This is a genomic window from Pseudomonas sp. 8 R 14, from assembly GCF_900005955.1.
GTDB lineage: Bacteria > Pseudomonadota > Gammaproteobacteria > Pseudomonadales > Pseudomonadaceae > Aquipseudomonas > Aquipseudomonas marginalis.
The window spans coordinates 102,207-126,927 of the sequence record NZ_CVTH01000061.1 but is presented as its reverse complement, the minus strand read 5'-3'; the positions used below and the strand labels follow the sequence as shown (position 1 = coordinate 126,927).

23 protein-coding genes are annotated in these 24,721 nt (G+C 60.8%); 9 read left to right on the top strand and 14 right to left on the bottom strand.

The window, feature by feature from the left end; all coding sequences use genetic code 11:
* Positions 1–160: 160 nt before the first annotated feature.
* The 3 genes from BFQ01_RS15535 to zwf are packed head-to-tail and all read right to left on the bottom strand — an operon-like array spanning position 161 to position 3,010.
* Positions 161–826, bottom strand: coding sequence for a bifunctional 4-hydroxy-2-oxoglutarate aldolase/2-dehydro-3-deoxy-phosphogluconate aldolase (locus BFQ01_RS15535; RefSeq protein WP_026013852.1), 666 nt, complete (start codon positions 824–826; stop codon positions 161–163).
* 17 nt (positions 827–843) lie between these two features.
* Positions 844–1,557: a 6-phosphogluconolactonase gene (gene pgl / locus BFQ01_RS15530; protein ID WP_065925935.1), complete on the bottom strand. Its 714-nt coding sequence runs from the start codon at positions 1,555–1,557 to the stop codon at positions 844–846.
* A complete protein-coding gene (gene zwf, locus BFQ01_RS15525; protein ID WP_027605596.1) occupies positions 1,544–3,010 on the bottom strand; it encodes a glucose-6-phosphate dehydrogenase in 1,467 nt (488 codons plus the stop codon). Before zwf ends, pgl begins: the two co-directional genes overlap by 14 nt.
* Positions 3,011–3,229: 219 nt before the next feature.
* Here zwf and BFQ01_RS15520 point away from each other — a divergent pair, with 219 nt between their 5' ends.
* On the top strand, positions 3,230–4,090 hold the full coding sequence (locus tag BFQ01_RS15520) for a MurR/RpiR family transcriptional regulator (protein ID WP_169898656.1): 861 nt from the start codon (positions 3,230–3,232) through the stop codon (positions 4,088–4,090).
* A gap of 155 nt (positions 4,091–4,245) precedes the next feature.
* Here the strand turns inward: BFQ01_RS15520 and BFQ01_RS15515 are convergent, their stop codons facing one another.
* The 10 genes from BFQ01_RS15515 to BFQ01_RS15470 form a co-directional block, all read right to left on the bottom strand.
* Positions 4,246–5,091 carry a D-hexose-6-phosphate mutarotase gene (locus BFQ01_RS15515; RefSeq protein WP_065925934.1) on the bottom strand — a complete coding sequence of 282 codons (846 nt, stop codon included), beginning with the start codon at positions 5,089–5,091 and terminating at the stop codon, positions 4,246–4,248.
* 100 nt (positions 5,092–5,191) lie between these two features.
* Positions 5,192–6,538 carry a carbohydrate porin gene (locus BFQ01_RS15510; protein WP_065925933.1) on the bottom strand — a complete coding sequence of 449 codons (1,347 nt, stop codon included), beginning with the start codon at positions 6,536–6,538 and terminating at the stop codon, positions 5,192–5,194.
* 87 nt (positions 6,539–6,625) lie between these two features.
* Positions 6,626–7,786: an ABC transporter ATP-binding protein gene (locus BFQ01_RS15505; RefSeq protein ID WP_065925932.1), complete on the bottom strand. Its 1,161-nt coding sequence runs from the start codon at positions 7,784–7,786 to the stop codon at positions 6,626–6,628.
* Between the two features lie 2 nt (positions 7,787–7,788).
* Positions 7,789–8,634, bottom strand: a complete 846-nt coding sequence (locus BFQ01_RS15500; RefSeq protein WP_027605592.1) for a carbohydrate ABC transporter permease — start codon at positions 8,632–8,634, stop codon at positions 7,789–7,791.
* Positions 8,627–9,535 carry a carbohydrate ABC transporter permease gene (locus BFQ01_RS15495; protein ID WP_003175732.1) on the bottom strand — a complete coding sequence of 303 codons (909 nt, stop codon included), beginning with the start codon at positions 9,533–9,535 and terminating at the stop codon, positions 8,627–8,629. Before BFQ01_RS15495 ends, BFQ01_RS15500 begins: the two co-directional genes overlap by 8 nt.
* Before the next feature lie 80 nt (positions 9,536–9,615).
* Positions 9,616–10,902: an ABC transporter substrate-binding protein gene (locus BFQ01_RS15490; RefSeq protein WP_027605591.1), complete on the bottom strand. Its 1,287-nt coding sequence runs from the start codon at positions 10,900–10,902 to the stop codon at positions 9,616–9,618.
* Between the two features lie 104 nt (positions 10,903–11,006).
* Entirely contained in the window at positions 11,007–12,266 is a 1,260-nt protein-coding gene (locus tag BFQ01_RS15485; RefSeq protein WP_065925931.1) for a D-mannose isomerase, read from the bottom strand.
* Positions 12,267–12,417: 151 nt separating this feature from the next.
* Positions 12,418–13,263 carry an ATPase gene (locus tag BFQ01_RS15480; RefSeq protein ID WP_065925930.1) on the bottom strand — a complete coding sequence of 282 codons (846 nt, stop codon included), beginning with the start codon at positions 13,261–13,263 and terminating at the stop codon, positions 12,418–12,420.
* Between the two features lie 127 nt (positions 13,264–13,390).
* Entirely contained in the window at positions 13,391–14,389 is a 999-nt protein-coding gene (locus BFQ01_RS15475; protein ID WP_065925929.1) for an NAD-dependent epimerase/dehydratase family protein, read from the bottom strand.
* 52 nt (positions 14,390–14,441) lie between these two features.
* Positions 14,442–15,335: a LysR family transcriptional regulator ArgP gene (locus tag BFQ01_RS15470; RefSeq protein WP_065925928.1), complete on the bottom strand. Its 894-nt coding sequence runs from the start codon at positions 15,333–15,335 to the stop codon at positions 14,442–14,444.
* Between the two features lie 100 nt (positions 15,336–15,435).
* On the opposite strand from BFQ01_RS15470, the gene BFQ01_RS15465 reads away from it, so the two are divergent.
* The 7 genes from BFQ01_RS15465 to BFQ01_RS15440 all read left to right on the top strand — a co-directional run bounded on the left by BFQ01_RS15465 (position 15,436) and on the right by BFQ01_RS15440 (position 23,003).
* Entirely contained in the window at positions 15,436–15,837 is a 402-nt protein-coding gene (locus tag BFQ01_RS15465; protein ID WP_027605586.1) for an ACT domain-containing protein, read from the top strand.
* Between the two features lie 5 nt (positions 15,838–15,842).
* The gene (locus BFQ01_RS15460; RefSeq protein ID WP_065925927.1) at positions 15,843–16,442 is read left to right on the top strand and encodes a LysE/ArgO family amino acid transporter; all 600 of its coding nucleotides are present in this window, start codon (positions 15,843–15,845) and stop codon (positions 16,440–16,442) included.
* A 178-nt stretch (positions 16,443–16,620) separates the two neighbouring features.
* Entirely contained in the window at positions 16,621–17,217 is a 597-nt protein-coding gene (locus BFQ01_RS15455) for a superoxide dismutase (RefSeq protein WP_003212997.1), read from the top strand.
* Between the two features lie 149 nt (positions 17,218–17,366).
* Positions 17,367–17,543 carry a hypothetical protein gene (locus BFQ01_RS32575; protein WP_161985734.1) on the top strand — a complete coding sequence of 59 codons (177 nt, stop codon included), beginning with the start codon at positions 17,367–17,369 and terminating at the stop codon, positions 17,541–17,543.
* Positions 17,544–17,778: 235 nt separating this feature from the next.
* Positions 17,779–19,830 carry a putative bifunctional diguanylate cyclase/phosphodiesterase gene (locus BFQ01_RS15450; RefSeq protein ID WP_065925926.1) on the top strand — a complete coding sequence of 684 codons (2,052 nt, stop codon included), beginning with the start codon at positions 17,779–17,781 and terminating at the stop codon, positions 19,828–19,830.
* Positions 19,831–19,956: 126 nt separating this feature from the next.
* The gene (locus BFQ01_RS15445; RefSeq protein ID WP_027605583.1) at positions 19,957–21,300 is read left to right on the top strand and encodes an imelysin family protein; all 1,344 of its coding nucleotides are present in this window, start codon (positions 19,957–19,959) and stop codon (positions 21,298–21,300) included.
* A gap of 248 nt (positions 21,301–21,548) precedes the next feature.
* Complete coding sequence (locus tag BFQ01_RS15440) at positions 21,549–23,003, top strand: TrkH family potassium uptake protein (RefSeq protein WP_065925925.1); 1,455 nt, start codon at positions 21,549–21,551, stop codon at positions 23,001–23,003.
* Here the strand turns inward: BFQ01_RS15440 and BFQ01_RS15435 are convergent.
* On the bottom strand, positions 22,960–24,018 hold the full coding sequence (locus BFQ01_RS15435; protein WP_065925924.1) for an AraC family transcriptional regulator: 1,059 nt from the start codon (positions 24,016–24,018) through the stop codon (positions 22,960–22,962). The genes BFQ01_RS15440 and BFQ01_RS15435 overlap by 44 nt on opposite strands.
* Positions 24,019–24,181: 163 nt before the next feature.
* Between BFQ01_RS15435 and BFQ01_RS15430 the strand changes: the two genes are divergently transcribed.
* Positions 24,182–24,493 carry a DUF962 domain-containing protein gene (locus tag BFQ01_RS15430; RefSeq protein WP_027605580.1) on the top strand — a complete coding sequence of 104 codons (312 nt, stop codon included), beginning with the start codon at positions 24,182–24,184 and terminating at the stop codon, positions 24,491–24,493.
* Positions 24,494–24,721 lie beyond the last annotated feature (228 nt).

Below are 24,721 nucleotides of genomic sequence, written 5' to 3'. Positions count from 1 at the left end.
TTTTTAGATGTGTTTGCTCGCACGAACATCATCAATCAAATCGGCGTTCTTGTTTCTGTGTTTCCCGGGATTCCGTGATGAACCAAAAAAAAGCGGTACACCGACCAAGTGCACCGCAAAAATGCCGTTAAGCACAGCAACAACGATTCGATGAATCAGATCAATCCAGCAGCGCCAGCGCCTGCGCGGTGACTTCCTGGATGCGGGCCCAGTCGCCGTTCTTGACCCACTCCGGGTCAAGCATCCAGCTGCCGCCCACGCACATCACGTTTTTCAACGCCATGTAGTTTTTGATATTGGCCGGGCCGACGCCGCCGGTCGGGCAGAATTTCACTTCGCCGAACGGGCCGCCCAAGGCCTTGATCGCGGCAACGCCACCGCTGACTTCGGCCGGGAACAGTTTGAAGCGACGGTAGCCCAGGCCGTAGCCTTCCATGATGCCGGAGGCGTTGCTGATGCCTGGCAGCAGCGGGATCGGGCTGTGCACCGAGGCTTCCAGCAGGTCACGGGTGATGCCGGGGGTGACGATAAATTGCGAACCGGCGACTTCCGCCGCTTCAAGCATGTGGCGGTCGAGTACGGTGCCGGCGCCGGTGCACAGTTCAGGCCGCTGCTCACGCAGCACCTGAATGGCCTTGAGGCCGAACTCGGAACGCAAGGTCACTTCCAATGCGGTCAAACCACCGGCTGCCAGGGCATCGGCCAGCGGCAGGATGTCCTGCTCGCGGGCAATGGTGATCACCGGCAGGATCCGCGCCTTGGCGCAGAGGCTGTCGATCAGGGCAACTTTATCCGCCATGGACACGGTCGGTTGAGGGCTTTTCATAGCGGCTGATCCTTGGCTCATGGGCACCAGTAAATCTCTAAAGTAGGTTGCAAAAACGCGCGAATCGGCATGGCAGCAACGTCGTCACTGGCCAGCGCGGCGCTCAAGGTGGTCAATTTCGAACTGCCGGAAATCGACAGCGCGGTGTAGTGGGCCGTGGCCAGCAATGCGCGACTCATGGTCAGGCGCTGGTGCGGCACGGTCGGCGCCAGCATCGGCCAGCAACGGCGGGTAGCGTCGGCCTGCAGTGCAGCGGCGAGGTTCGGGCTGTTGGGAAACAGCGATGCGGTGTGGCCGTCATCGCCCATGCCCAGCACCAGCACATCAATGGCCGGCAACTCGGCCAGCAGGCGATCGGCCTGCTCGGCAGCGTCTTCAAGGTTGGCGGCGGCGCTGTACAGGCTGAGGAACCTGGCCTTGGCCGCCGGGCCTTGCAACAGGTGCTGCTTCAACAGGCCGGCATTGCTGTCGGCGTGTTCCACCGGCACCCAGCGCTCATCGGCCAGGGTGATGGTGACCTTGGACCAGTCCAGGCCTTGCTTGGCCAGGTTCTGGAAAAACGCCACGGGGCTGCGGCCACCGGACACCACCAGGGTCGCTTCGCCACGGGCACTGATGGCCGCGCGCAGTTGTTCGGCCACGTCGTTGGCCAGGCCGTCCGCCAGCAGCACAGGCGTGCGGTACTCGTGGGCAGTCACGCCCCGAGGCAGTTTCAATTCAGATATCGCCATACCAAGACCTCCCATCCCGCGTGATCAGTGCAATCGAGCTCATCGGCCCCCAGGACCCCGCCGCATACGGCTTGGGCGCATCACCGGATTTTTTCCACCCGGCGATCAACTGGTCACACCACTTCCACGCGGCTTCGATTTCATCTTTGCGAACAAACAGGTTCTGATTGCCGCGCATCACTTCCAGCAGCAAACGCTCGTAGGCATCGGGGATGCGCGCGCTGCGATAGGTGTCGGAAAAATTCAATTGCAGTGGCCCGCTGCGCAGTTGCATGCCCTTGTCCAGGCCCTGCTCCTTGGTCATCACGCGCAGGGAAATACCTTCGTCCGGCTGCAGGCGGATGATCAGCTTGTTGCTGATCTGCAGGCGCTGTTCGGGGGCGAAGATGTAGTGGGACGGTTCCTTGAAATGGATGACGATCTGCGACAGCTTCTGCGGCATGCGCTTGCCGGTGCGCAGGTAGAACGGCACCCCGGCCCAACGCCAGTTACGAATATCGGCGCGCAGGGCGACGAAGGTTTCGGTGTCGCTCTGGGTGTTGGAGTTCTCTTCTTCCAGGTAACCGGGCACCGGCTTGCCGGCGCTGTAGCCGGCGATGTACTGGCCACGCACCACTTGAGTGGTAAGGCCATCCGGGCTGATCGGCGCCAGGGCCTTGAGCACCTTGACCTTCTCGTCACGGATGCTGTCGGCGGACAGGTCGGCCGGCGGGTCCATGGCGATCAGGCAAAGCAGTTGCAGCAGGTGGTTCTGGATCATGTCGCGCAGCTGGCCGGCCTTGTCGAAATAGCCCCAACGGCCTTCGATACCGACCTGCTCGGCCACGGTGATTTCCACGTGGGAGATGTAGTTCTGGTTCCACTGGGTTTCGAACAGACTGTTGGCGAAACGCAGGGCGATCAGGTTCTGGACGGTCTCTTTGCCCAGGTAGTGGTCGATACGGTAGGTGCGGTTTTCCGGGAAGAACTGCGCCACGGCGTCGTTGACCTTGCGCGAGGATTCCAGGTCCGAACCGATAGGTTTCTCCAGCACGACGCGGGTGTTTTCCGCCAGGCCGACCTTGGACAGGTTCTCGCAGATCGCACCGTACACCGCCGCAGGCGTGGCGAAGTAGGCAATCAGGCGTTGTTCGGTGCCGGCCTTTTCCGCCAGGGCCACGTAGTCATCGGCTTTCATGAAGTCGACGTGGACATAGGTCAGGCGCGCCAGGAAGCGCTGGGCGATGCTCTCGTCCAGTTCCTTGCCGACGTATTTACGCAATTCTTTTTCGATATGGGCCAGGTGTTGCTGCTCGGAACCGGCTTCCCGGGCCAGGGCCAGGATACGGGTATCGTCGTGCAGCAGCCCGGCGCCATCGAGTTGATAGAGGGCAGGAAATAACTTGCGCAGCGCCAGATCACCCAAGGCGCCAAACAGGGCAAAGGTGCAGGGTTCTACGGTTATCGAAGGCATGATGTTTGTTCTTTTATCAAGTTAAGCTACAAATACCTTTTTTCAAGGCATCACTCAAGGAAAAATGTAGTAATAACCACAACATTTTCCGGAAATACGCATTCCGAGTGGTGGTGTTCAGCTACCCTCAGTAGGATAGGCCACCGCAAAAGGCCACTCGTCGATTGGTTGCCACCCTTTATTTGCATCGTCGCCCGAAGGAAAGACTGAATGGACCGCGTGCGAAATCTTCTGGAACAGATCCGGAACCGCCTCGAAGAATTGAACAAGGCTGAGAAAAAAGTGGCCGAGGTCATCCTGCTCAACCCGCAGCAGGCGACCCGCTTCTCCATCGCAGCCCTTGCCCAGGCCGCCTCGGTCAGTGAACCGACGGTCAACCGTTTCTGCCGTTCGTTCGGCGTCAGCGGTTACCCTGAACTTAAATTGCAGTTGGCGCAAAGCCTGGCCAGTGGCGCAGCGTATGTCAGCCGCGCCGTGGAGGCCGATGATAACCCCGAGGCCTACACCCAGAAGATCTTTGGCAGCGCCATCGCCTCACTGGATGCCGCCTGCCAGGCCCTGGACCCGGCCCTGATCAGCAAGGCCGTGGACCTGTTGATCCAGGCGCGGCAGATCCACTTCTTCGGCCTGGGCGCTTCGGCGCCGGTGGCCATGGACGCGCTGCACAAGTTTTTCCGCTTCAACCTGGCGGTCACCGCCCACGCCGACGTGCTGATGCAACGCATGATCGCCTCGGTGGCCCACACGGGCGAGCTGTTCGTGATTATTTCCTACACCGGGCGCACCCGTGAGCTGGTGGAAGTGGCGCGTATCGCCCGGGAAAACGGTGCGTCGGTGCTGGGCGTAACCGCCGAGAACTCGCCGCTGGCCAAGGCCAGTACCGTAAGCCTGAACATTCCACTGCCCGAAGACACCGACATCTATATGCCGATGACCTCACGGATCATTCAGTTGACGGTGCTGGATGTGCTGGCGACCGGTATGACCTTGCGCCGTGGAGTGGATTTCCAGCCGCATTTGCGCAAGATCAAAGAGAGCTTGAATGACAGCCGGTATCCGGTGGGGGATGAGTTCAACTAAGCCCCTGCCACCGTAGCAGCTGCCGAGCGCAAGCGAGGCTGCGTCGGCTGCGACTCGGGCTTGAATCGGCAGCGCGCCTGACGCAGCCTCGCTTGCGCTCGGCAGCTGCTACGGTTTTGCGCAGTGTCGGATAAGACGGTATCTACGACAATGTGCTAGGCGCCTGCCCGCGCCTGCAAACTGAGATGCGCCCTCTCCCCCGGCGCCAGACTCGCCCCGGCCATCGCCGACTCCACGCACACAAACCCCGACGCTTCGTTGAAGCTCACCCCCAGCAGCGGCCGGCTGCCGGGATGCCATACGACGGTGTCGGCGCTGTCGCCGGTATCAATGCACAATTCACGCTGCCAGGCGTGATCCTTGAGGTGCAGTTCGCCATCGTGCTGGAACACCCGCTGGCAGCCGCCATCAACCCTTAGTTCGCCTTCCTGCTGGCACGCCTGGCGATTGAGCTGGTCGTAACCGTGCGCGCCGTCGAGCCCAGACAGCGCTATCTCATCAACGTGACCAATACGCCAGTAAGCGTGCAAAGCATGGCTCAACTGGCACGGCAACTCGTCCTGGTGCTCGGTGCTCAGGCGCAATTCCAGGGTGTCGCCCAGGTGCGCGTGCAGGTCGACCTGCCAGTCGCACAGCTGCAATTGCCAGTGCAGGCGCACGCCGTCGTCGTCGCTGCTGCTGTCGAGCAGTTTCCAGTCGATCAACCGCGCCCAACCATGGGACGGCCAAGCGTTTTCGCTCGGATGGCGGCCATACCACGGCCAGCACACCGGCACGCCGCCACGGATGGCGCCGACTTGCGGCCACTTGGCCGCACACCACAGCCAGGGTTTCTGGCCACGGGGCTGAAAGTGCAACAGTTGCGCGCCCTGGCGACTGAACACCGCCTGGCACAGCGGATGGTCGATCACCAACACGTCGCGCATCTGAAAGCGCTCCCAGGCGAACACCGGACGCTCGCGCAGGGATTTGAAAAAGCGTTGCAGCGGTTGCTCATGCATGTGCCACGGTCCCAAATATCACAGTGCCACCCAAAAAAAAGCGGATAGCCATGGCTACCCGCAAAATGCGCACAGAGAGAAGGAGCTTATCGCAACAGCGTTAGAACGTAGACTGAATTTTCAGGCCCGCCACCAGCGCGTTGTCGACTTTATCCACGCCGCCCGGTTGGACAACGTATTGCAGGTTGGGACGCACGGTCAGCCAGTTGGTGACGTGGAAACCGTAGTTGATTTCGAAGTTGTACTCGGTTTCGCGGATCGGCGAGAACAGCGGGTTGTCGTAGTCGGCCACGCCGTTGGCGGCATTCAGCAGTTCGGCGTTTTTCTTCACGTCATCGTTGACGTGCAGACGCGCAGCACCAATACCGACGTCATCTTTCGGACGCGCGTCGAATGGGCCTTTGTACACCAGCATCAACGACTGGTAGTTGTCGACCAGGTTGGTTTCCTTGTCGTGGAAGGTCGCGTTGGCGGCGATGTTCAAGCCACGGGAAGCGTCGCCGTTATGGGTGGTGAGTTGCTGCTGGGCAACGAACCAGTAGCCTTTTTTGCTGCTGCGGGTACGGTAGGCCGCACCGGTGGTAGCAGCATCGTTGCCATTGACGTCTTCACGAACGTCAGCAGCATCGGCGGCGCTCTTGTAGTAACCCACACGGTATTCGCCCGGCAGGTTATTCACCTTCGGCGACCAGACCAACTCCACCGGAATCACGGTGCCCTTGGTGCCGCTGCCGCTGAGTTTGAAGCCGTTGCCGTGCTCCAGCTGCGACGGGTTCTGGTTGTATGCACCGATTTGCGCATACAGCTCAGGCGTGATGTTGTACTTCACGCGGATCGCGGCCTGGCTGACCGGCCAGTTGTACCAGGTGTTTACATAGTTGCCGACCTGGGAGCCACAGAACGACAGGTTCTGGAAGTCGCACGGGAAGGTGTTGAAGTCTTCGCCTTCACCGAAGTAGCCGAGCTTCACGTCCAGCTTGTTGTCGAACATCTGGTGCTGAATCCAGAACTGGGTCAGACGCACCATGTGGCCACGACCGTAGACTTCCATGGACGAGCTCAGCGTGCCGGCACGCGGGTCGCCAATGCGGTCGTTGGAGATGTTCTGGCCATTACGGTTAGTCAGCTGGATCTTGGCCTGGGTGTTATCCCAGCCCCACAGCTTTTGCAGGTCCAGCGCCACGCCCAACCCGAACTGGTCGGAGTAACGGCCGGTCCTGTCGTCGTTGTAGCCGCCGCGCAGGTTGGCGCCCATTTCCCCTACGTAGTCAGCCTTGATGTCGATACCTTGCTCGATCAGCTTGGTACGCTCGCCGCCCCAATCACCGGTCATCCACTTGGAGTCGGCACTGAATGCATCGGCCGCCATCGCATTGGCGGACAGTACAAGGGCTGCTGCTGCTGACAGTTGGCAGATCAGCCGAGTGTTGTTGTGTTGCTTTTTCATCCCTACATCCTCGTCTTTATTGTTATTAAACTGTTTTTATCTAACGCGGGTTACTTTTTTTTCATCTAAAACAACAACTTATCTACTTCAGCGACCTTTGAATTGGGCCACGTTGTCCGCATGCCCCTGTGCGGGCAATGAAGAAGCAGTGCCGAGGCGCTCGCCCGTGTTGGCGTCGAACAGCAATACCTTGGATGGATCGAATTGCAGTGTCAGGGTCTCGCCCACCTGCGGCGCCACATCAGGCGCCAAACGGCAGCAGACCTTGGTGTCATTGAGCTGCACAAACACCAGTGTGTCCGGGCCGGTCGGCTCGGTGACCTGGACCTCGGCACGTATGCTCGATGAACCATTACCCTCACCCGCCGCCAACACGATCTGCTCCGGGCGCAGGCCCAGGATCACATCACGGTCTTCCAGGCCGGCGTCGTTCATACCCAGCGGCAATTCGCATCGCGCCTGGCCGCTGTCGAGCAGCGCCACCAACACCCCGTCCTTGCGTTTTAGGCGCATAGGAACGAAGTTCATCGGTGGTGAACCGATAAAGCTTGCCACAAATAGGTTAGCAGGGTCGTTGTAAATTTCTTTCGGAGTGCCGAATTGTTGGATGATGCCGTCCTTCATCACCGCCACCTTATCGCCCAGGGTCATCGCTTCAATCTGGTCGTGGGTCACGTAGACCGTGGTGGTCTTGAGGCGCTGGTGCATCAGCTTCATTTCGGTACGCATCTCGACGCGCAGCTTGGCATCGAGGTTCGACAGCGGTTCGTCGAACAGGTAGATCTTCGGCCGACGCGCCAGGGCCCGGCCCATGGCCACGCGCTGTTGCTGGCCGCCGGAGAGCTGGCCCGGCTTGCGGTTGAGCAGGTGTTCGATCTGCAGCAGCTTGGCCACGCGCGCCACTTCGGCGTCGATGTCGGCCTGGGGCATCTTGCGGATCTTGAGGCCGAACTCGATGTTCTCGCGCACGCTCATGGTCGGGTACAGCGCGTAGGACTGGAACACCATGGCGATGTCACGGTCCTTGGGGCTCATGCCGCTGACGTCCTGGTCACCGATCATGATCGCGCCGCCGGTGATGGTCTCCAGGCCGGCGATGCAGTTCATCAGCGTGGACTTACCGCAACCCGAAGGGCCGACCAGGATCAGGAACTCCCCTTCCTTGATCGACAGTTCGATGTTCTTCAAGGTGTCGGGCAGGCCGGCGCCATAGGTCTTGTTTACATTGCGAAGTTCAAGCGTAGCCATGATTACCCCTTGACCGCGCCGGCCGTCAGGCCGCGCACGAAATACTTGCCTGCGATCACATAGACCAGCAGGGTCGGCAGCCCGGCGATCATCGCCGCCGCCATATCCACGTTATATTCCTTGGCCCCGGTGCTGGTGTTGACCAGGTTGTTCAGCGCCACCGTGATGGGCTGGGAGTCGCCACTGGAGAACACCACACCGAACAGGAAGTCGTTCCAGATCTGGGTGAACTGCCAGATCAGGCAGACCATGATGATCGGCGTGGACATCGGCAGAATGATCTGACGGAAGATGGTGAAGAAACCCGCTCCGTCCAGGCGTGCCGCCTTGATCAGCGCATCCGGAATGCTCACGTAGTAGTTACGGAAGAACAGCGTGGTGAACGCCAGGCCGTACACCACGTGCACAAACACCAGGCCGGTGGTGGTGCTGGCCAGGCCCATCTTGCCGAGGGTGAACGACGCGGGCAGCAGCACGGTCTGGAACGGCAGGAAGCAGCCGAACAACAGCAAGCCGAAGAACAGCTGCGAACCACGGAAGCGCCAGAACGACAGCACATAACCGTTCAACGCACCGATGGCGGTGGAAATCAGCACGGCCGGCACGGTGATCTTGAGCGAGTTCCAGAAGTAGCCATCCACGGTGGCCCATGCCTTGACCCAGCCGATGCCGCTGACCACGGTCGGCCAGCTCAACAGGTTGCCGGTGCTGATGTCTTCCGGGGTCTTGAAGCTGGTGAGCAACATCACCACCAGCGGTACCAGGTACAGCAATACAGCGAGGATCAACACCGCGTAGATCGCGATGCGGCTCAGGCTGATGGCAGGTTTGGCAGCGAGACTAGTCATTACGCTTGGTCCTCAGCTCGGAGTAGAGGTAAGGCACGATGATCGCGAGGATCGCACCGAGCATCAGGATTGCACTGGCCGAGCCCATGCCCATCTGGCCACGGCTGAAGGTGAACGAGTACATGAACATGGCGGGCAGGTCGGACGAATAGCCCGGGCCACCGGCCGTCATGGCCGCCACCAGGTCGAAGCTCTTGATCGCAATGTGCGCCAGGATCATCACCGCACTGAAGAACACCGGACGCAGGCTCGGCAGCACCACGCTCCAGTAGATGCGCGGCAGGCTTGCGCCGTCGATCTGGGCGGCACGGATGATCGACTGATCAACGCCACGCAGGCCGGCGAGGAACATCGCCATGATGAAACCGGAGGCTTGCCACACGGCGGCAATCACCAGGCAGTAGACCACGCGGTCCGGGTCGATCAGCCAGTCGAGACGGAAGCCTTCCCAGCCCCAGTCACGCAGGAGTTTGTCCAGGCCCATGCCCGGGTTGAGCAGCCATTTCCAGGCGGTACCGGTGACGATCATCGAGAGCGCCATCGGGTACAGGTAAATGGTGCGGATAAAACCTTCGCGGCGGATTTTCTGGTCGAGGAAAATCGCCAGCGTCACGCCGATCACCAGGGTGATGCCGATGAACATCCCGCCGAACAGCGCCAGGTTCTTGCTCGCCACCCACCAACGGTCGTTGTCGAACAACCGCTCGTATTGCGCAAGACCCGCCCATTTGTAGCTTGGCAGGAACGTAGAGGTGGTGAACGAGAGCACAAACGTCCACAGGATGTAGCCGTAGAAACCCACCAACACGATGAACATGCTGGGCGCCAGCACCAGTTTGGGTAGCCAGCGCTGCAGTGCATCGAACGGCGAGGCTTTGCTGAACACAGCAACAGAACTCATGGGGAAATCCAATACAGGGAAAAAGGACTACAGAAGCACGCCTTGTGAGGGGTCAGGGATCCCCCTCACAAGGTCAACCGTTACTTGGCAGACTTGATCGCAGCGCCGAGTTTCTTGGCGGTGTCGGCCGGGTCGGCTTTCGGGTCGTTGATGTAGTTGGTCACGACATCGAAGAACGCACCTTGCACTGCCAGGGTGGTGGCCATGTTGTGCGCCATGCTTGGCTGCAGGCCGCCGGTCTTGGCGTCAGCCAGGAAGTCCTTGGCGGCGGTCTGGGCGCAGGAGTCGAAACCGTAGGAGTCCATTTTGTTCAGCATGTCGTTGCGAACAGGGATCGAGCCCTTGTTGATGCTGAACACCTTCTGGAAGTTTTCACCCAGCACGACTTTGGCGATGTCCTGCTGGCCAGCGGCAGTGCCTTTGTCTTTCTGCTTGAACACCGCCAGGGAGTCGATGTTGTAGGTGAAGGCTTTGTCGGTGCCCGGGAAGGCTACGCACTCGTAGTCTTTGCCGGCGACTTTCTTGGCGGCAGTCCATTCGGACTTGGCCCAGTCACCCATGATCTGCATACCGGCCTTGCCGTTGATGACCTTGCCTGCTTCGAGGTTCCAGTCCTGGCCTTTGCCGTCGACGTCCATATAGGTCGCGACTTTCTTCAGCTCGGTCAGGGACTTGACCATTTCCGGGCCGGTCAGCGCAGCGTTATCGAGGTCGACCAGGGCTTTCTTGTAGCCATCGGCGCCCATTACCGACAGGACCACCGCTTCGAACACGGTGCTGTCCTGCCAAGGCTGGCCACCGTGGGCGAGCGGAATGAAGCCCGCAGCCTTGAGCTTGTCGCCGGCGGCGTAGAATTCTTCGAGGGTGGTTGGGTTCTTGGTGATACCGGCTTTCTTGAAGACTTCCGGGTTGATCCACAGCCAGTTCACGCGGTGGATGTTGACCGGTACGGCGACGTAGTCACCGTCGTACTTCACGGTGTCGGAGACTTTCTTGTCGAGCAGGGAATCCCATTTTTCGTCTTTGGCGACGGACTTCAGGACGTCGGTGTCGAGCAGGCCGGTAGAGGCCCACTCCTGGATGTCGGGGCCTTTGATCTGGGCAACGCCTGGCGGGTTGCCGGCGACCGCGCGGCTTTTCAGCACGGTCATGGCCGTGGCGCCACCACCACCTGCGACGGCGCCGTCTTTCCAGGTGAAGCCGTCTTTCTCGACTTGGGCCTTCAGGACATCTACAGCCGCTTTTTCGCCACCCGAGGTCCACCAATGCACAACTTCAACCGTCCCTTTGGAGTCGGCGGCAAATGCACTGAGGGGAAACAACGAGGCAACGGAAATAGCTACGGCGAGGCGATTAATCGCGTTCATCTGAATACCTTTTCTTGTTGTTATGCATGCAAGTCTGGAGCTTGCGCTGCACGGAGTTTAAACATGGTTTTTTCGAGCACAGGTAACAAAGGGATGCACAAATGTCACCACTTGGTGACATAACATCCAGCGCCTAAAGCGCTGGCCATGCTCGGTGCCAGGGGCAGTGCAGGCAGCACGACCGCTTGCCAGGCATGGTACAGGTCCGGTTTACCGCCCCAGATGGTGCTGCTGGGCTGGTTGTGCGGGCTGAGTTCGTGGTGCCAGCTGCCGTGGAGGCGGTCGATGAAATGGGTGTCGCAAAACTCCCAGAAACGCCGGTACCAGGTTTCGTAATGCAGCTCACCCGTGCGTTTGAGCAAGGCCTGGGCAGCGGCGCTGGCTTCGGCGTGGGTCCAGTGCAGACGCTCGCGCACGACCGGGCGGTGGTTCCAGTCCAGGGTGTAGACGATACCGGGGGCGCCATCCACGGCCCAGGCATAGTCGCAGGCGCTGGCAAACAGGCCCTTGGCGGCGCTCAGCAGCCAGTCCGGCGTGGCCAGCCCGGCCTGCAGGCGCGCGGCTTCCAGGTGCAGCACCAGCCGCGCCCACTCAAAGCCATGGCCAGGGGTGATGCCATACGGGCGGAAGCCATCGGCGGGGTTGTCTTCGTTGTAATCGAGCAGGGGTTTCCATTGCGCGTCGAAATGCTCGATTACCATGAACTGGTTGGCGGCGGCGTGGGTATGAATCACTCGCTCGACGATGCGCAGGGCGCGATCCAGCCAACGTGTGTCGGCGGTGACATCGGCCAGCGCCAGGAAGGCTTCGGTGGCGTGCATGTTGCTGTTGGCGCCGCGATAGGCTTCGACGCCGCTCCAGTCCCGGGCGAAGGATTCGAGCATCACGCCCTCCTCTTCGCTCCAGAAGAACTGGTCGATGATATGGATGGCGTCGTTCAGCAGATTTTGCGCACCGGGCGCGCCTGCCACCACGGCCGAGCTGGCGGCCAGGGCGACAAAGGCATGCAGGTAGGCCGCCTTGCCGCTGTTGCCGTCCAGGGCCTGGGGCACGGCGAACCAGCCACCGTGTTCGCTGTCACGCAAAGGTCCGCCCAGGGCCGCAACACCGTGCGCCACCAATTCGGCATAACCCGGCAAGCCCATGGCATGGGCCATGGCGAAGCTGTGGGTCATGCGCGCGGTATTCATGGTTTCGGCGCGAGCATCGGCCGGCAACTGGCCTCTGTCGTCGAGGTTGCCAAAACCCTCAGGCAGACGGGAGGCCTTGGCGAAGGCCAGCAGGCGCTGCCCTTCGGCGGCGAGCCAGTCGTGATGGGCAGGTGCATTCAGCCAACTGCTGGCAGGCAGTGGTCGCGTGGTCATGGGTGGCCCTTATTATTGTTTGTGGGATGACCGGAGTCTAAACAAGGGCAAGGTGGGGGCAAGTAACGAAGGGGATGGGAAATGTCACCAGATGGTGACATTCAAGCCACCTAGTCGGCCTGTGGCGAGCGGGCTTGCCACAGGCCCGACATTACTGGCCGAGCGGCGTGACAGCCGCTGGCGCGTTGAGGCGCTGATTCAGGTTCTGCACCTGGCTCTGCAAGGTGGTGATATTGCGGGTGGTCTGGATGCGGAACACGTCGAACTCCTTGTTGGTCGGCGCATCGCTGTTGGCCGGCTGGCTGTCCTGGGCGCTTTTGAGTACCACGAGGTCCTGCTCAAGACGGGCGATGGCTGCGCTCGGGTTACCTTGCTTTTTCAAGGCAGCCACATCAGCAACCAATTCCTTTATCTCGGTATCGCGCTTGCCGGCATCGCCCTGCGCTGCCTTCAGGGTGGCCACTGCATCGGTCAAGGCTTGCACCTGGCCCTGCAGCTTGGCATTGGCGCTCGACAGCTCAGTGGTGCTGGCAGTCATTTGCGCCAGGCGCTTGTCCAGCTCGGTGGCCTGGCCGGCAACGCCGAGTTGCTGCTTGCCCTGCTCCAGCAACTGGGTTTCCAGCTGTTTGATCTGCAGTTTCAGTGCTTCGCTGCCGTTGTTCACGTTGGCTTCACTGGCTACGACCTTGCCGGAAATGTCCTGCAGGCGCCCTGCCGCTTCTTCGCTGATGCGCGCAAAGCTTTCCTGGGTGGCTACCAACTGCTGGCCCATCAGGGAAATCTGCTGGAAGCTCCACCAGGCCAGGCCGGCGAAGGCGATCAGCAGCGCGCCGATCAATGCCCACAGCGGGCCGGTGCTGGCGCCCTTGACCTTGACCACGGGCGTGTTGCGCGAACGCACCGAGGTGGCCGGGGAAGGTTCGAAATCATCGTCATCCCCAAGATCGGCCCGCAGGCTGGGAATGTTGTCGAAATCGTCTTTGGCATCGTTACGCATGAATCAACCCTGAATCGGTGAGTTAGCTGGCTGGAAAGCCGAGCGACGGGAGTATAAACCCCAAGCCCGTCGCGTTGATCGACCCGGAACCTGGAATTCGGTTCCCGATGTGTTGCCTGTTGTGACCTTATTTGAACCCGGGATCCTGGGCCTTCCACCAACTGCAGAACTCGTCGAGGGCGGTCCACAGGCTGACCTTGGGCTCGTAATCCAGATAATGCCTGGCCCGGCTGATGTCGAGGGTGAAATCTTTGTTCATTACCTGCATGCCCAGGCGCGATAACGCCGGCTCCGGACGACCGGGCCACATTGCGCAAAAGGCTTCGTTAAGCGCCGCCACACTGTAGGACAAGCCGTAGGAGCGATAACGGGTCACCTGGGGCAGCTCCATTTGGCGCATCACGTAATTGACCACATCCCACACCGGCACCGGCGTGCCGTTGCTGATGTTGTAGGCCTTGCCCAGAGCCGAACCGGTGGCCAGCAAGCTGCTGAGCAGCGCTTCGTTGAGGTTGTGCACACTGGTGAAGTCGACCTTGTTGAGACCGTCGCCGACGATAGCCAGGCGGTTCTTGCGCTGCATCTTCAACAGGCGCGGAAAAATACTCATGTCACCGGCACCGGTGACGAAACGCGGGCGCAGGGCCAGCACCTCGAGGCCGAACTCCTGGGCGCCGAACACTTTCTGTTCGGCCAGGTACTTCGTGGCCGCATAGGGATGCTTGAAGTGCTTGGGGACTTGCTCTTCGGTCAACCCGAGGTGATCGCGCCCGTCGAAGTAGATCGACGGCGACGACAGGTGCACCAGACGGCCCACGCGCTGCTTGAGGCAGGCTTCCACGACGTTTTCAGTCACCAGCACGTTGCCTTGATGGAAGTCCTGGTACTTCCCCCACAAGCCCACGGCGCCTGCACAATGCACCACGGCTTCGACATCGCGGCACAGGTCGCGCACCAGGTCGGCATCACTCAAGTCACCCTGGATAAACTCGGCACCGCGTCGAACCAGGTGCTCCACACCCTCGGCGCGCCGCCCGTTGACCCGCACGTCCAGGCCCTGCTCCAGGGCGAAACGCGCAAAGCGCCCGCCGATGAAGCCGCTTGCGCCGGTGACCAGAATCTTCATGTATTACCCCGTGTTCTTTCATTTTTCATCGCTGTTGCCTTGACGACCGCCATCAGTCCAACGGCACCAACCATTGTCCGCAGGCTTGGGCCAGGTGGTCGGTCAACAGGCCCAACAGCTGCCCGCCGCTGCGCCAATGATGCCAGTACAACGGCACATCGATGGGCTTATCTGGCATCAACTCGACCAGCACGCCCTTTTCCAGTTGGTCGCGCACCTGCAACTCAGGCACCAGCCCCCAGCCGAGCCCGGCTTCCGCCAGGCGGATAAAGCCTTCGGACGATGGGCATAAATGGTGTTCGAAACCGCCGTCCACGCCCAGAGACGCCAGGTAGCGGTGCTGCAGGAAATCATCCGGGCCGAACACCAGTGCCGGTGTGCGCGCCAGTTGCTCGGCACGCACACCTTGGGGGAAATGCCGTGCAACAAATGCAGGGCTGGCCAACGCCCGATAACGCATGGCGCCGAGCAACAGGCTGCGGGCTCCGGCCACCGGGCGCTCGCTGGCGCAGATACAGGCGGCTACTTCCCCGGCGCGCATGCGCTTGAGCCCCACCGTCTGGTCTTCTACGACCAGATCCAGCAGCAAATGCTGCTCGGCACAGAAGTCGCTGACCGCCTCGGCCCACCAAGTGGCCAGGCTGTCGGCATTCAGGGCGATGCGCAGGCGTTCAGGCATGCCTTCTTCGTCCAGCGCCGGCACCTGGCTTTGCAGGTCGCGCTCCAGCAGCCGCACCTGCTGCACATGGTTAAGCAAACGCCGACCGATATCGGTGGGCGCCGGCGGCGTAACCCGCACCAGCACCGGCTGGCCGATGCGTGCTTCCAATAACTTGATGCGCTGGGAAATCGCCGATTGCGACAGCCCCAATACCTGGGCACCGCGCTCGAAGCCGGCCTGTTCCACCACCGCCGCCAGGGCGGAAAGCAATTTATAGTCGAACATCAGTTTCTCTAATGAGCGATCAGCAATATTGGTTTTTCTTATACAGCCTGGACCACGAGAATAGCCAGCATCGCTTCTCTCTTTAAAAGGAACCTTCACCATGGCTGGCGAAACCGCCCTGGCAACCCTGCTGCGCAGCATGAGCCCGCAGCTCAATGACGGTGACTACGTGTTCTGCACCCTGCCTGACCATCGTATCCCGGCCGGTTGCGAGGCCATCGGCAGCTTTCGCGAGCAGGAAGGCCTGACCCTGATCCTGGAGCGCCGGCAGGCGGAACAGGCCGGGCTGGCGTTCGACTACATCGCCGCGTGGATCACCCTGAATGTGCATTCAGCGCTGCAAGCCGTGGGCCTGACGGCCGCCTTCGCCAGCGCACTCGGCAAAGCCGGGATCAGTTGCAACGTGATCGCCGGCTACTACCACGACCACCTGTTCGTCGGCCGTGCGGATGCCGAGCGAGCCATGGACGTATTGCGGCAACTGGCAGCGACTTCGGAGTAATGGTTATGTGGCAAAGCTATCTGAACGGATTATTGGTGGCCTTGGGGCTGATCATGGCCATCGGCACGCAAAACGCATTTGTATTGGCGCAAAGCCTGCGCCGTGAACATCACCTGCCGGTGGCGGCGTTGTGCGTGGTGTGCGACGCCTTGCTCGTGGCCGCCGGGGTATTCGGCCTGGCGACGGTGCTGGCACAAAACCCGCTGCTGCTGGCGATTGCCCGCTGGGGCGGCGCCGCGTTCCTGCTGTGGTACGGCACCCTGGCGCTGCGCCGGGCGTTTTCGACACAGGGCCTGGAGCAAGGGGGCGACCTCAAGGTCCGCTCATTGCGCGCCGTATTGCTCAGCGCCCTGGCGGTCACGTTGCTCAATCCTCATGTCTACCTGGACACGGTGCTGCTGATCGGCTCACTGGGCGCGCAACAAACCGAACCCGGCGCCTACGTGGCCGGGGCCGCGAGTGCATCGTTGCTGTGGTTCGCCACCCTGGCGCTCGGCGCGGCCTGGCTGGCGCCATGGCTGGCACGCCCGGCGACATGGCGCCTGTTGGACCTGTTGGTAGCGGCGATGATGTTCAGCGTGGCCTATCAATTGATCAGCGCCTGATGAATATTCCAAAACGCTCTGGAACCTCTATCCCACACAGTTGTTGCGTGGTTTTGCCGCACCCCCGGTGCTATGATCCGGACCCTGCGCCGCAAAGAGTACAAACTCCCCGGCGCTTGTTTGGCCGCCCGTGATCGGCCTTGCGCTCACCGCAACTGACCTGATTAGGAGAATCATCATGGCTTTCGAATTGCCGCCGCTGCCCTACGCACACGATGCCCTGCAGCCGCACATCTCCAAGGAAACCTTGGAATACCACCACGACAAGCACCACAACACCTATGTCGTGAACCTGAACAACCTGGTGCCAGGCACCGAGTTCGAAGGCAAGACCCTGGAAGAAATCGTCAAATCTTCTTCGGGCGGCATCTTCAACAACGCCGCTCAGGTCTGGAACCACACCTTCTACTGGAACTGCCTGGCACCAAACGCCGGCGGCCAACCTACCGGCGCGCTGGCTGAAGCCATCAACGCCGCGTTCGGTTCGTTCGACAAGTTCAAGGAAGAATTCACCAAGACGTCCGTCGGCACCTTCGGTTCCGGTTGGGGCTGGCTGGTGAAAAAGGCTGACGGTTCCCTGGCCCTGGCCAGCACCATCGGCGCCGGCAACCCGCTGACCAGCGGCGACACCCCGCTGCTGACCTGCGACGTGTGGGAACACGCCTACTACATCGACTACCGCAACGTACGTCCAAAGTATGTGGAAGCGTTCTGGAACCTGGTCAACTGGAAGTTCGTCGCTGAGCAGTTCGAAGGCAAGACCTTCACTGCCTAAGCAACCCTTGCAGTAGAAAGAGCCCGGCGATTGCCGGGCTTTTTTGTGGGTGCAGCATAGGCAAGCCAGAAATACTGGAACCCACCAATAGGATTCACCACACAAGGGGTAGGAGGAATAAACCTCTTAATCACGTGTGAGGAATTACGATGGATCCTATGTCGGCGGCAACGGGCGCAATCCCAATGATAACGGGACTTCTTGATAAGGGTATGGACCTGGCCAAAGGAGTAATGGACATGGCAAACGAGGAAATCGACATAGCCGGTGGCGGCGAAAAGATCGGCGGGGAAGGACAACAACCACAGGGTCCGGTTAATTACTAACACCGCCGGCTCGCAGAAGGCGGACCGGCTCCGCCTTCTCTCCAGTCAATATTTGTACCGCATGCTGATTCTTTATCCACGTCTGCCAGGCACCGATCTGCGTTGGTACCTCTCAATGCTGGTCAGCCAAAACGCCAATTGAGCTTATGCCCCAATGTCCCTTTGACTGCCAACCTCAGATTGCCAATACTCATGGCATATTGAAGGCCACCCGCATGAGACAAGGAATGCCCCTTTGAAGCTGGAACTCAAAAACAGCTTGTCGGTGAAGTTGCTACGGGTCGTGCTGCTGTCGGCGTTGATCGTGGGCGTGACGCTGAGCGTGGCGCAGATCGTTTTCGATGCCTACAAGACGCGCCAGGCCGTGGCCGGTGATGCCCAGCGCATCCTCGACATGTTTCGCGACCCCTCGACCCAGGCCGTCTATAGCCTGGACCGCGAGATGGGCATGCAGGTGATAGAGGGGCTGTTCCAGGACGAGGCGGTGCGCATGGCCTCCATCGGCCATCCCAACGAAACCATGCTGGCAGAAAAAAGCCGTGCCTTGCAGCACTCCCCCAGCCGCTGGCTCACCGACCTGATTCTTGGCCGGGAACGCACCTTCACCACTGCCTTGGTCGGCAAAGGCCCCTACAGCGAATATTACGGTGACCTGAGCATTACCCTCGACACCGCCACGTACGGCCAGGGCTTTATTGTCAGTTCGGTGATCATCTTCATTTCCGGCGTGTTACGCGCCTTGGCCATGGGCCTGGTGTTGTACCTGGTTTACCACTGGCTGCTGACCAAGCCGCTGTCGCGGATTATCGAACACCTGACATCGATCAACCCGGACCGCCCCAGCGAGCACAAGATCCCGCAACTCAAGGGCCACGAGCGCAACGAGTTGGGGTTGTGGATCAACACCGCCAACCAGTTGCTCGAATCCATCGAGCGCAACACCCACCTGCGCCATGAGGCGGAATCCAGCCTGCTGCGCATGGCCCAGTACGATTTCCTCACCGGCCTGCCCAACCGCCAGAAACTGCAGGAGCAACTGGACAAGATCCTCATCGACGCCGGTCGCCGCCAGCGCCGGGTGGCGGTGCTGTGCGTGGGACTGGATGACTTCAAAAGCGTCAACGAGCAGTTTACCTACCAGGCCGGCGACAAATTGCTGCTGGCCCTCGCCGACCGTCTGCGCGCCCACAGCGGTCGCCTCGGCGCCCTCGCCCGCCTGGGGGGCGACCAGTTCGCGCTGGTACAGGCCGATATCGACCAGCCCTACGAAGCGGCCGAACTGGCGCAAAGTATCCTCGACGACCTGGAGGCGGAGTTCGCCCTCGACCACGAGGAAATTCGCCTGCGCGCCACCATCGGCATCACCTTGTTTCCCGAAGATGGCGACAGCACCGAGAAGCTGCTGCAAAAAACCGAACAGACCATGACCCTGGCCAAGAGCCGCTCTCGCAACCGCTATCAGTTCTATATCGCCAGCGTCGACAGCGAAATGCGCCGCCGCCGCGAGCTGGAAAAAGACCTGCGCGATGCCCTCAGCCGCGACCAGTTCCACCTGGTCTACCAGCCGCAGATCAGCTATCGCGACCAGCGTGTGGTAGGCGTGGAAGCCCTGATCCGTTGGCAGCACCCGGAACACGGGCTGGTGCCGCCGGACCTGTTCATCCCGCTGGCAGAACAGAACGGCACCATTATTCCGATTGGCGAATGGGTACTGGACCAGGCCTGTCGACAATTGCGCGAATGGCATGACCTGGGCTTCACCGAACTGCGCATGGCGGTCAACCTGTCCACCGTGCAGTTGCACCACACCGAGCTGCCACGGGTGGTCAACAACCTGATGCAGATCTACCGCCTGCCGCCGCGCAGCCTGGAGCTGGAAGTCACCGAAACCGGCCTGATGGAAGACATCAGCACCGCCGCCCAACACCTGTTGAGCCTGCGCCGCTCCGGGGCATTGATCGCGATTGATGACTTCGGCACCGGCTATTCCTCCTTGAGCTATTTGAAAAGCCTGCCCCTGGACAAGATCAAGATCGACAAAAGCTTCGTCCAGGACCTGCTGGACGACGATGACGACGCCACCATCGTTCGCGCCATTATCCAACTGGGCAAAAGCCTGGGCATGCAGGTCATCGCGGAAGGCGTGGAAACCGCGGAGCAGGAGGCCTACATCATCTCCGAGGGTTGCCATGAAGGTCAGGGTTACTACTACAGTAAACCCCTGCCGGCCCGGGAGTTGGCGGCTTTTTTGAAGCAGGCGGAGCGCAATGGCGCGGCCATTCTCTGAGCGGGCAAAACGATACTGAATATTTCCCGCGTATAACCCTTTACACAAAATGCAAATCTTTCGCATTATGTCGCAGTTTTGCGCGACCCCCGCGCGCCCATCAACAACCGAAGCAGGATGTTCGCCATGATTCGTATGCCCCTGGCCACCGCCAGTCTGCTGGCCATTGCCATTTCTCTCGCCGGTTGCGGCGAAGGTAAAGACAAGCCCGCAGCAAACCAGGCGCCGACCCCGGCTGCCAGCACCACCGCTCCAGCGGCTGCCACCCCTGCCGGCCAGGTCGATGAAGCGGCCGCCAAGGCCGTGGTTGCGCATTACGCCGACATGGTCTTCGCGGTGTACAGCGATGCCGAGTCCACGGCAAAAACCCTGCAAACCGCAATCGACGCCTTCCTCGCCAAACCAAACGACGAAACCCTGAAAGCCGCCCGGGCCGCCTGGGTTGCCGCGCGCGTTCCGTACCTGCAGAGCGAAGTGTTCCGCTTCGGCAACACCATCATCGATGACTGGGAAGGTCAGGTTAACGCCTGGCCCCTGGACGAAGGCCTGATCGACTACGTCGACAAATCCTACGAACACGCCCTGGGCAACCCGGGCGCTACCGCCAACATCATCGCCAACACCGAAGTCCAGGTCGGCGAAGACAAGGTCGACGTGAAGGACATCACCCCGGAAAAACTCGCCAGCCTCAATGAGCTGGGCGGTTCCGAAGCCAACGTCGCCACCGGCTACCACGCCATCGAATTCCTGCTCTGGGGCCAGGACCTGAACGGCACCGGCCCGGGCGCGGGCAACCGCCCTGCGTCGGACTACCTGACCGGCGACGGCGCAACCGGCGGCCACAACGAGCGCCGCCGCGCCTACCTGACCGCCGTGACCCAACTGCTGGTCAGCGACCTGCAGGAAATGGTCGGCAACTGGAAACCCAACGTCGAAGACAACTACCGCGCCACCCTGGAGGCAGAACCTGCCACCGACGGCCTGCGCAAAATGTTGTTCGGCATGGGCAGCCTGTCCTTGGGCGAGCTGGCCGGTGAGCGCATGAAGGTTTCCCTGGAAGCCAACTCGCCGGAAGACGAACAGGACTGCTTCAGCGACAACACCCACTACTCGCACTTCTACGACGCCAAGGGCATCCGCAACGTCTACCTGGGCGAGTACACCCGCGTCGACGGCACCAAACTGACCGGCGCCAGCCTGTCGTCCCTGGTGGCCAAGGCCGACCCGGCTGCCGATACCGCGCTGAAAGCGGACCTGGCGGCGACCGAAGCGAAGATCCAGGTCATGGTTGATCACGCCAACAAGGGTGAGCACTACGACCAGTTGATCGCGGCCGGTAACGACGCAGGTAACCAGATCGTGCGTGACGCCATCGCCGCCCTGGTCAAGCAGACCGGCTCGATCGAAGCCGCTGCCGGCAAGCTGGGCATCAGCGACCTGAACCCGGATAACGCTGATCACGAATTCTGATCAGCGCGGTGTTGAATAAGGCGGCCTTCGGGTCGCCTTTTTTGTGCACTGTCTTTACCACCGCAAACCCATGTGGGAGGGGGCTTGCTCCCGATAGCGGTGGCTCAGTAGATACTTCCTTCACTGACACACCGACATCGGGAGCAAGCCCCCTCCCACATTTGATCCATGTTGTGCCCAAATCCGCCGGTTTACATGCCCTGCACCCCAGGTAGAATGGCGCCTCTGCCCTATTTCGAGCTTACTTCATGGCGTTGCCGACCCTACGCATCATCGGTTTCATCATCGGCATCTTCCTGATCACCCTTGCGATCGCCATGGTCGTGCCCATGGCCACCCTGGTGATTTTCGAACGGACCAGCGACCTGCCCTCGTTCCTCTGGGCCAGCCTGATCACTTTTGTCGCCGGGCTTGCCCTGGTGATTCCCGGGCGTCCCGAACACGTGCACCTGCGTCCGCGAGACATGTACCTGCTCACGGTCAGCAGTTGGGTGGTGGTATGCGTATTCGCCGCGCTGCCGTTCCTGCTGACCCAGCACATCAGCTACACCGACTCGTTTTTCGAAAGCATGTCCGGCATCACCGCCACCGGCTCCACGGTGCTGAGCGGCCTGGACACCCTGTCCCCCGGCATTTTGATATGGCGCTCGCTGCTGCACTGGCTCGGCGGCATCGGCTTTATCGGCATGGCGGTGGCGATCCTGCCGCTGCTGCGCATCGGTGGCATGCGCCTGTTCCAGACCGAATCCTCGGACCGCTCGGAGAAGGTCATGCCCCGCTCGCACATGGTGGCGCGGCTGATCGTGGCGGCCTACGTCGGCATCACCATCCTCGGCAGCCTGGCGTTCTGGTGGGCCGGCATGGGCCTGTTCGATGCGATCAACCATGCGATGTCGGCGATTTCCACCGGTGGGTTCTCCACCTCGGACGAGTCCCTGGCGCACTGGAAACAACCGGCGGTGCACTGGGTGGCGGTGGTGGTGATGATCCTCGGCAGCTTGCCGTTCACCCTGTACGTGGCCACCTTGCGGGGGAATCGCAAGGCATTGATCAAGGATCAGCAAGTACAGGGCTTGCTCGGTTTGTTGCTGGTGACCTGGCTGGTGCTCGGCACCTGGTACTGGTGGACCACCAACCTGCATTGGCTGGATGCCCTGCGCCATGTGGCGTTGAACGTTACGTCGGTAGTGACCACCACCGGTTTTGCACTGGGGGACTACAGCCTGTGGGGCAATTTCTCACTGATGCTGTTTTTCTACCTGGGCTTCATCGGCGGCTGTTCCGGCTCCACGGCGGGCGGGATCAAGATTTTCCGCTTCCAGGTCGCCTATATCCTGCTCAAGGCCAACTTGAACCAGCTGATTCACCCGCGCGCGGTAATCAAGCAGAAGTACAACGGCCACCGTCTCGACGAAGAGATCGTGCGTTCGATCCTGACCTTTTCGTTTTTCTTCGCCATTACCATCTGCGCCATCGCCCTGGCCTTGTCGCTGCTGGGCCTGGACTGGATGACCGCACTCACCGGCGCCGCCAGCACCGTGTCCGGCGTCGGCCCGGGCCTGGGGGAAACCATTGGCCCGGCCGGCAACTTCGCCAGCCTGCCGGATGCGGCCAAGTGGATCCTGTCCCTGGGCATGCTGCTGGGCCGGCTGGAAATCATCACAGTCTTTGTTCTGTGCATTCCGGCGTTCTGGCGTCACTGACCGTCGACGCGTCCTGCAGCCGCGCCCGGTATTCGCCGGGCGTGGCATCAAACCAGCGGCGAAACGCGCGAAAGAAGTTGCTCGGGTCGGCAAAGCCCAGCAGGTAGGCAATCTCCAACAGGGTCATGCGCGGCTGCGCCAGGTATTGCTCGGCCAGTTCGCGGCGGGTGTCGTCGAGCAGGGTCTGGAAACTCGTGCCTTCTTCCTGCAGGCGCCGCTGCAAGGTGCGCTGGGACAGGTGCAGGGTCTTGGCCACCACTTCGCGCTTGGGTTCGCCCTGGGGCAGCAGCCGGCACAGCACCTGCCGCGCCTTGTGGGTCACGCGGCTTTCGGAGAAACGCGCCAGGTACTCACCGGCAAATCGATCGTGCAACAGCGCCATGGCCTCGTTGGCCGTGGGCAGCGGCGCGTCCATGTCGGCGCGCTCAAAGATCAGCGCGTCATACGGCGCATCGAACTCCAGCGGGGCATGGAACGCTTGTTTATAGGGGGCCAGGTCCCCCGGTTGATCGCCCTGCAACAGCACTTTGCGGGGTTGCAGGGTCCGCCCGGTGAGCCAGCCGCACAGCGCCAACGCACAGGCCAGGGAGGCTTCGGCGCTTTGTCGGGTCGGCGGAAGATGATCGCCATGCACCGTGAGAATCAGCGCATAGCCTTCAGGTAATAGTCGAAAACTCAAGTCGGCGCTTTCGGCGATGATCCGCTGGTAACGCACCAAGCGCATGAAGCCTTCGGCCAGGGTGTTGCTGGACATCAAGGCGTAACCGGCCACATGAAACGACGCCGGGCGCACCACCTTGCCCATGTTCAGGCCAATCGCCGGGTTGCCCGACAACTCGACCGCGCGCTGCCACAGGCGGGTCATGGAGTCCTGCGGGAACCGCGCATCGGGGTCACTCAGGGCGGCGTAGTCCAGGCCCAGTTGCTTGAACAAGGCGCGGCAATCCAGGCCGTCCATTTCCAGTGCCTTGACTATCCCCATCGCCCAGCTTGCAGACGTTGTTCGTTCGCTCATGGCGTCTTCTTGAATAAAGCAGGCTCAAAACGGCAGCCAGGAAAGCCAAGGATACTAAAGTGGCATCTATTGTCACTGGCTGTTACCACTGATCACTCTAGACTCAAATAAGCTCCCCGCCGAACATCTGTTCGGCGGCACAACAATCAAAGGGCCGGCCGTAGTGGAAAACCTCAAGCGATTCAACAGCTTTGCCGAGTTTTACCCTTATTACCTGACCGAGCACGGCAACAGCACCTGCCGGCGCCTGCACTTTATCGGCACTACCCTGGTGATCGGCATCCTGGCCTATGCCATCGGCCGAGGCTCACTGGGGCTGTTATTGGCCGTGCCGATTGCCGGCTACAGTTTTGCCTGGATCGGGCATTTCTTCTTCGAAAAGAACCGTCCGGCGACTTTCCAGCACCCGTTCTACAGCTTGCTCGGGGATTTTGTGATGTACCGCGACATGATCCTCGGCAAGGTGCCGTTCTGAACGGTGTGACCTCTTGTCACTTGCGTAAAAACGATAAAAGGTTCGTACACCCGGCGATATAAAAGTCTTTTTGTCATTTACAGTGCTGTATCCTGCCAAGGCTTTTTGAGAGCGCGGAATCACCTGCGATTGAAAAAACAGACTTTGCGAGGAGCGACGACGATGCACGAGATACCTAATCTCCCCTTCCCAAGCCTGCACGAAACTGAGCAGCCAACACCGCAGCAG

What these genes read in the sequence shown, in the direction of transcription:
- BFQ01_RS15535 (WP_026013852.1), bottom strand. Translation starts at nt 826, where the DNA reads ATGAAAAGCCCTCAACCGACCGTGTCCATGGCGGATAAAGTTGCCCTG.
- pgl (WP_065925935.1), bottom strand. Translation starts at nt 1,557, where the DNA reads ATGGCGATATCTGAATTGAAACTGCCTCGGGGCGTGACTGCCCACGAG.
- zwf (WP_027605596.1), bottom strand. Translation starts at nt 3,010, where the DNA reads ATGCCTTCGATAACCGTAGAACCCTGCACCTTTGCCCTGTTTGGCGCC.
- BFQ01_RS15515 (WP_065925934.1), bottom strand. Translation starts at nt 5,091, where the DNA reads ATGCATGAGCAACCGCTGCAACGCTTTTTCAAATCCCTGCGCGAGCGT.
- BFQ01_RS15510 (WP_065925933.1), bottom strand. Translation starts at nt 6,538, where the DNA reads ATGAAAAAGCAACACAACAACACTCGGCTGATCTGCCAACTGTCAGCA.
- BFQ01_RS15505 (WP_065925932.1), bottom strand. Translation starts at nt 7,786, where the DNA reads ATGGCTACGCTTGAACTTCGCAATGTAAACAAGACCTATGGCGCCGGC.
- BFQ01_RS15500 (WP_027605592.1), bottom strand. Translation starts at nt 8,634, where the DNA reads ATGACTAGTCTCGCTGCCAAACCTGCCATCAGCCTGAGCCGCATCGCG.
- BFQ01_RS15495 (WP_003175732.1), bottom strand. Translation starts at nt 9,535, where the DNA reads ATGAGTTCTGTTGCTGTGTTCAGCAAAGCCTCGCCGTTCGATGCACTG.
- BFQ01_RS15490 (WP_027605591.1), bottom strand. Translation starts at nt 10,902, where the DNA reads ATGAACGCGATTAATCGCCTCGCCGTAGCTATTTCCGTTGCCTCGTTG.
- BFQ01_RS15485 (WP_065925931.1), bottom strand. Translation starts at nt 12,266, where the DNA reads ATGACCACGCGACCACTGCCTGCCAGCAGTTGGCTGAATGCACCTGCC.
- BFQ01_RS15480 (WP_065925930.1), bottom strand. Translation starts at nt 13,263, where the DNA reads ATGCGTAACGATGCCAAAGACGATTTCGACAACATTCCCAGCCTGCGG.
- BFQ01_RS15475 (WP_065925929.1), bottom strand. Translation starts at nt 14,389, where the DNA reads ATGAAGATTCTGGTCACCGGCGCAAGCGGCTTCATCGGCGGGCGCTTT.
- BFQ01_RS15470 (WP_065925928.1), bottom strand. Translation starts at nt 15,335, where the DNA reads ATGTTCGACTATAAATTGCTTTCCGCCCTGGCGGCGGTGGTGGAACAG.
- BFQ01_RS15465 (WP_027605586.1), top strand. Translation starts at nt 15,436, where the DNA reads ATGGCTGGCGAAACCGCCCTGGCAACCCTGCTGCGCAGCATGAGCCCG.
- BFQ01_RS15460 (WP_065925927.1), top strand. Translation starts at nt 15,843, where the DNA reads ATGTGGCAAAGCTATCTGAACGGATTATTGGTGGCCTTGGGGCTGATC.
- BFQ01_RS15455 (WP_003212997.1), top strand. Translation starts at nt 16,621, where the DNA reads ATGGCTTTCGAATTGCCGCCGCTGCCCTACGCACACGATGCCCTGCAG.
- BFQ01_RS32575 (WP_161985734.1), top strand. Translation starts at nt 17,367, where the DNA reads ATGGATCCTATGTCGGCGGCAACGGGCGCAATCCCAATGATAACGGGA.
- BFQ01_RS15445 (WP_027605583.1), top strand. Translation starts at nt 19,957, where the DNA reads ATGATTCGTATGCCCCTGGCCACCGCCAGTCTGCTGGCCATTGCCATT.
- BFQ01_RS15440 (WP_065925925.1), top strand. Translation starts at nt 21,549, where the DNA reads ATGGCGTTGCCGACCCTACGCATCATCGGTTTCATCATCGGCATCTTC.
- BFQ01_RS15435 (WP_065925924.1), bottom strand. Translation starts at nt 24,018, where the DNA reads ATGAGCGAACGAACAACGTCTGCAAGCTGGGCGATGGGGATAGTCAAG.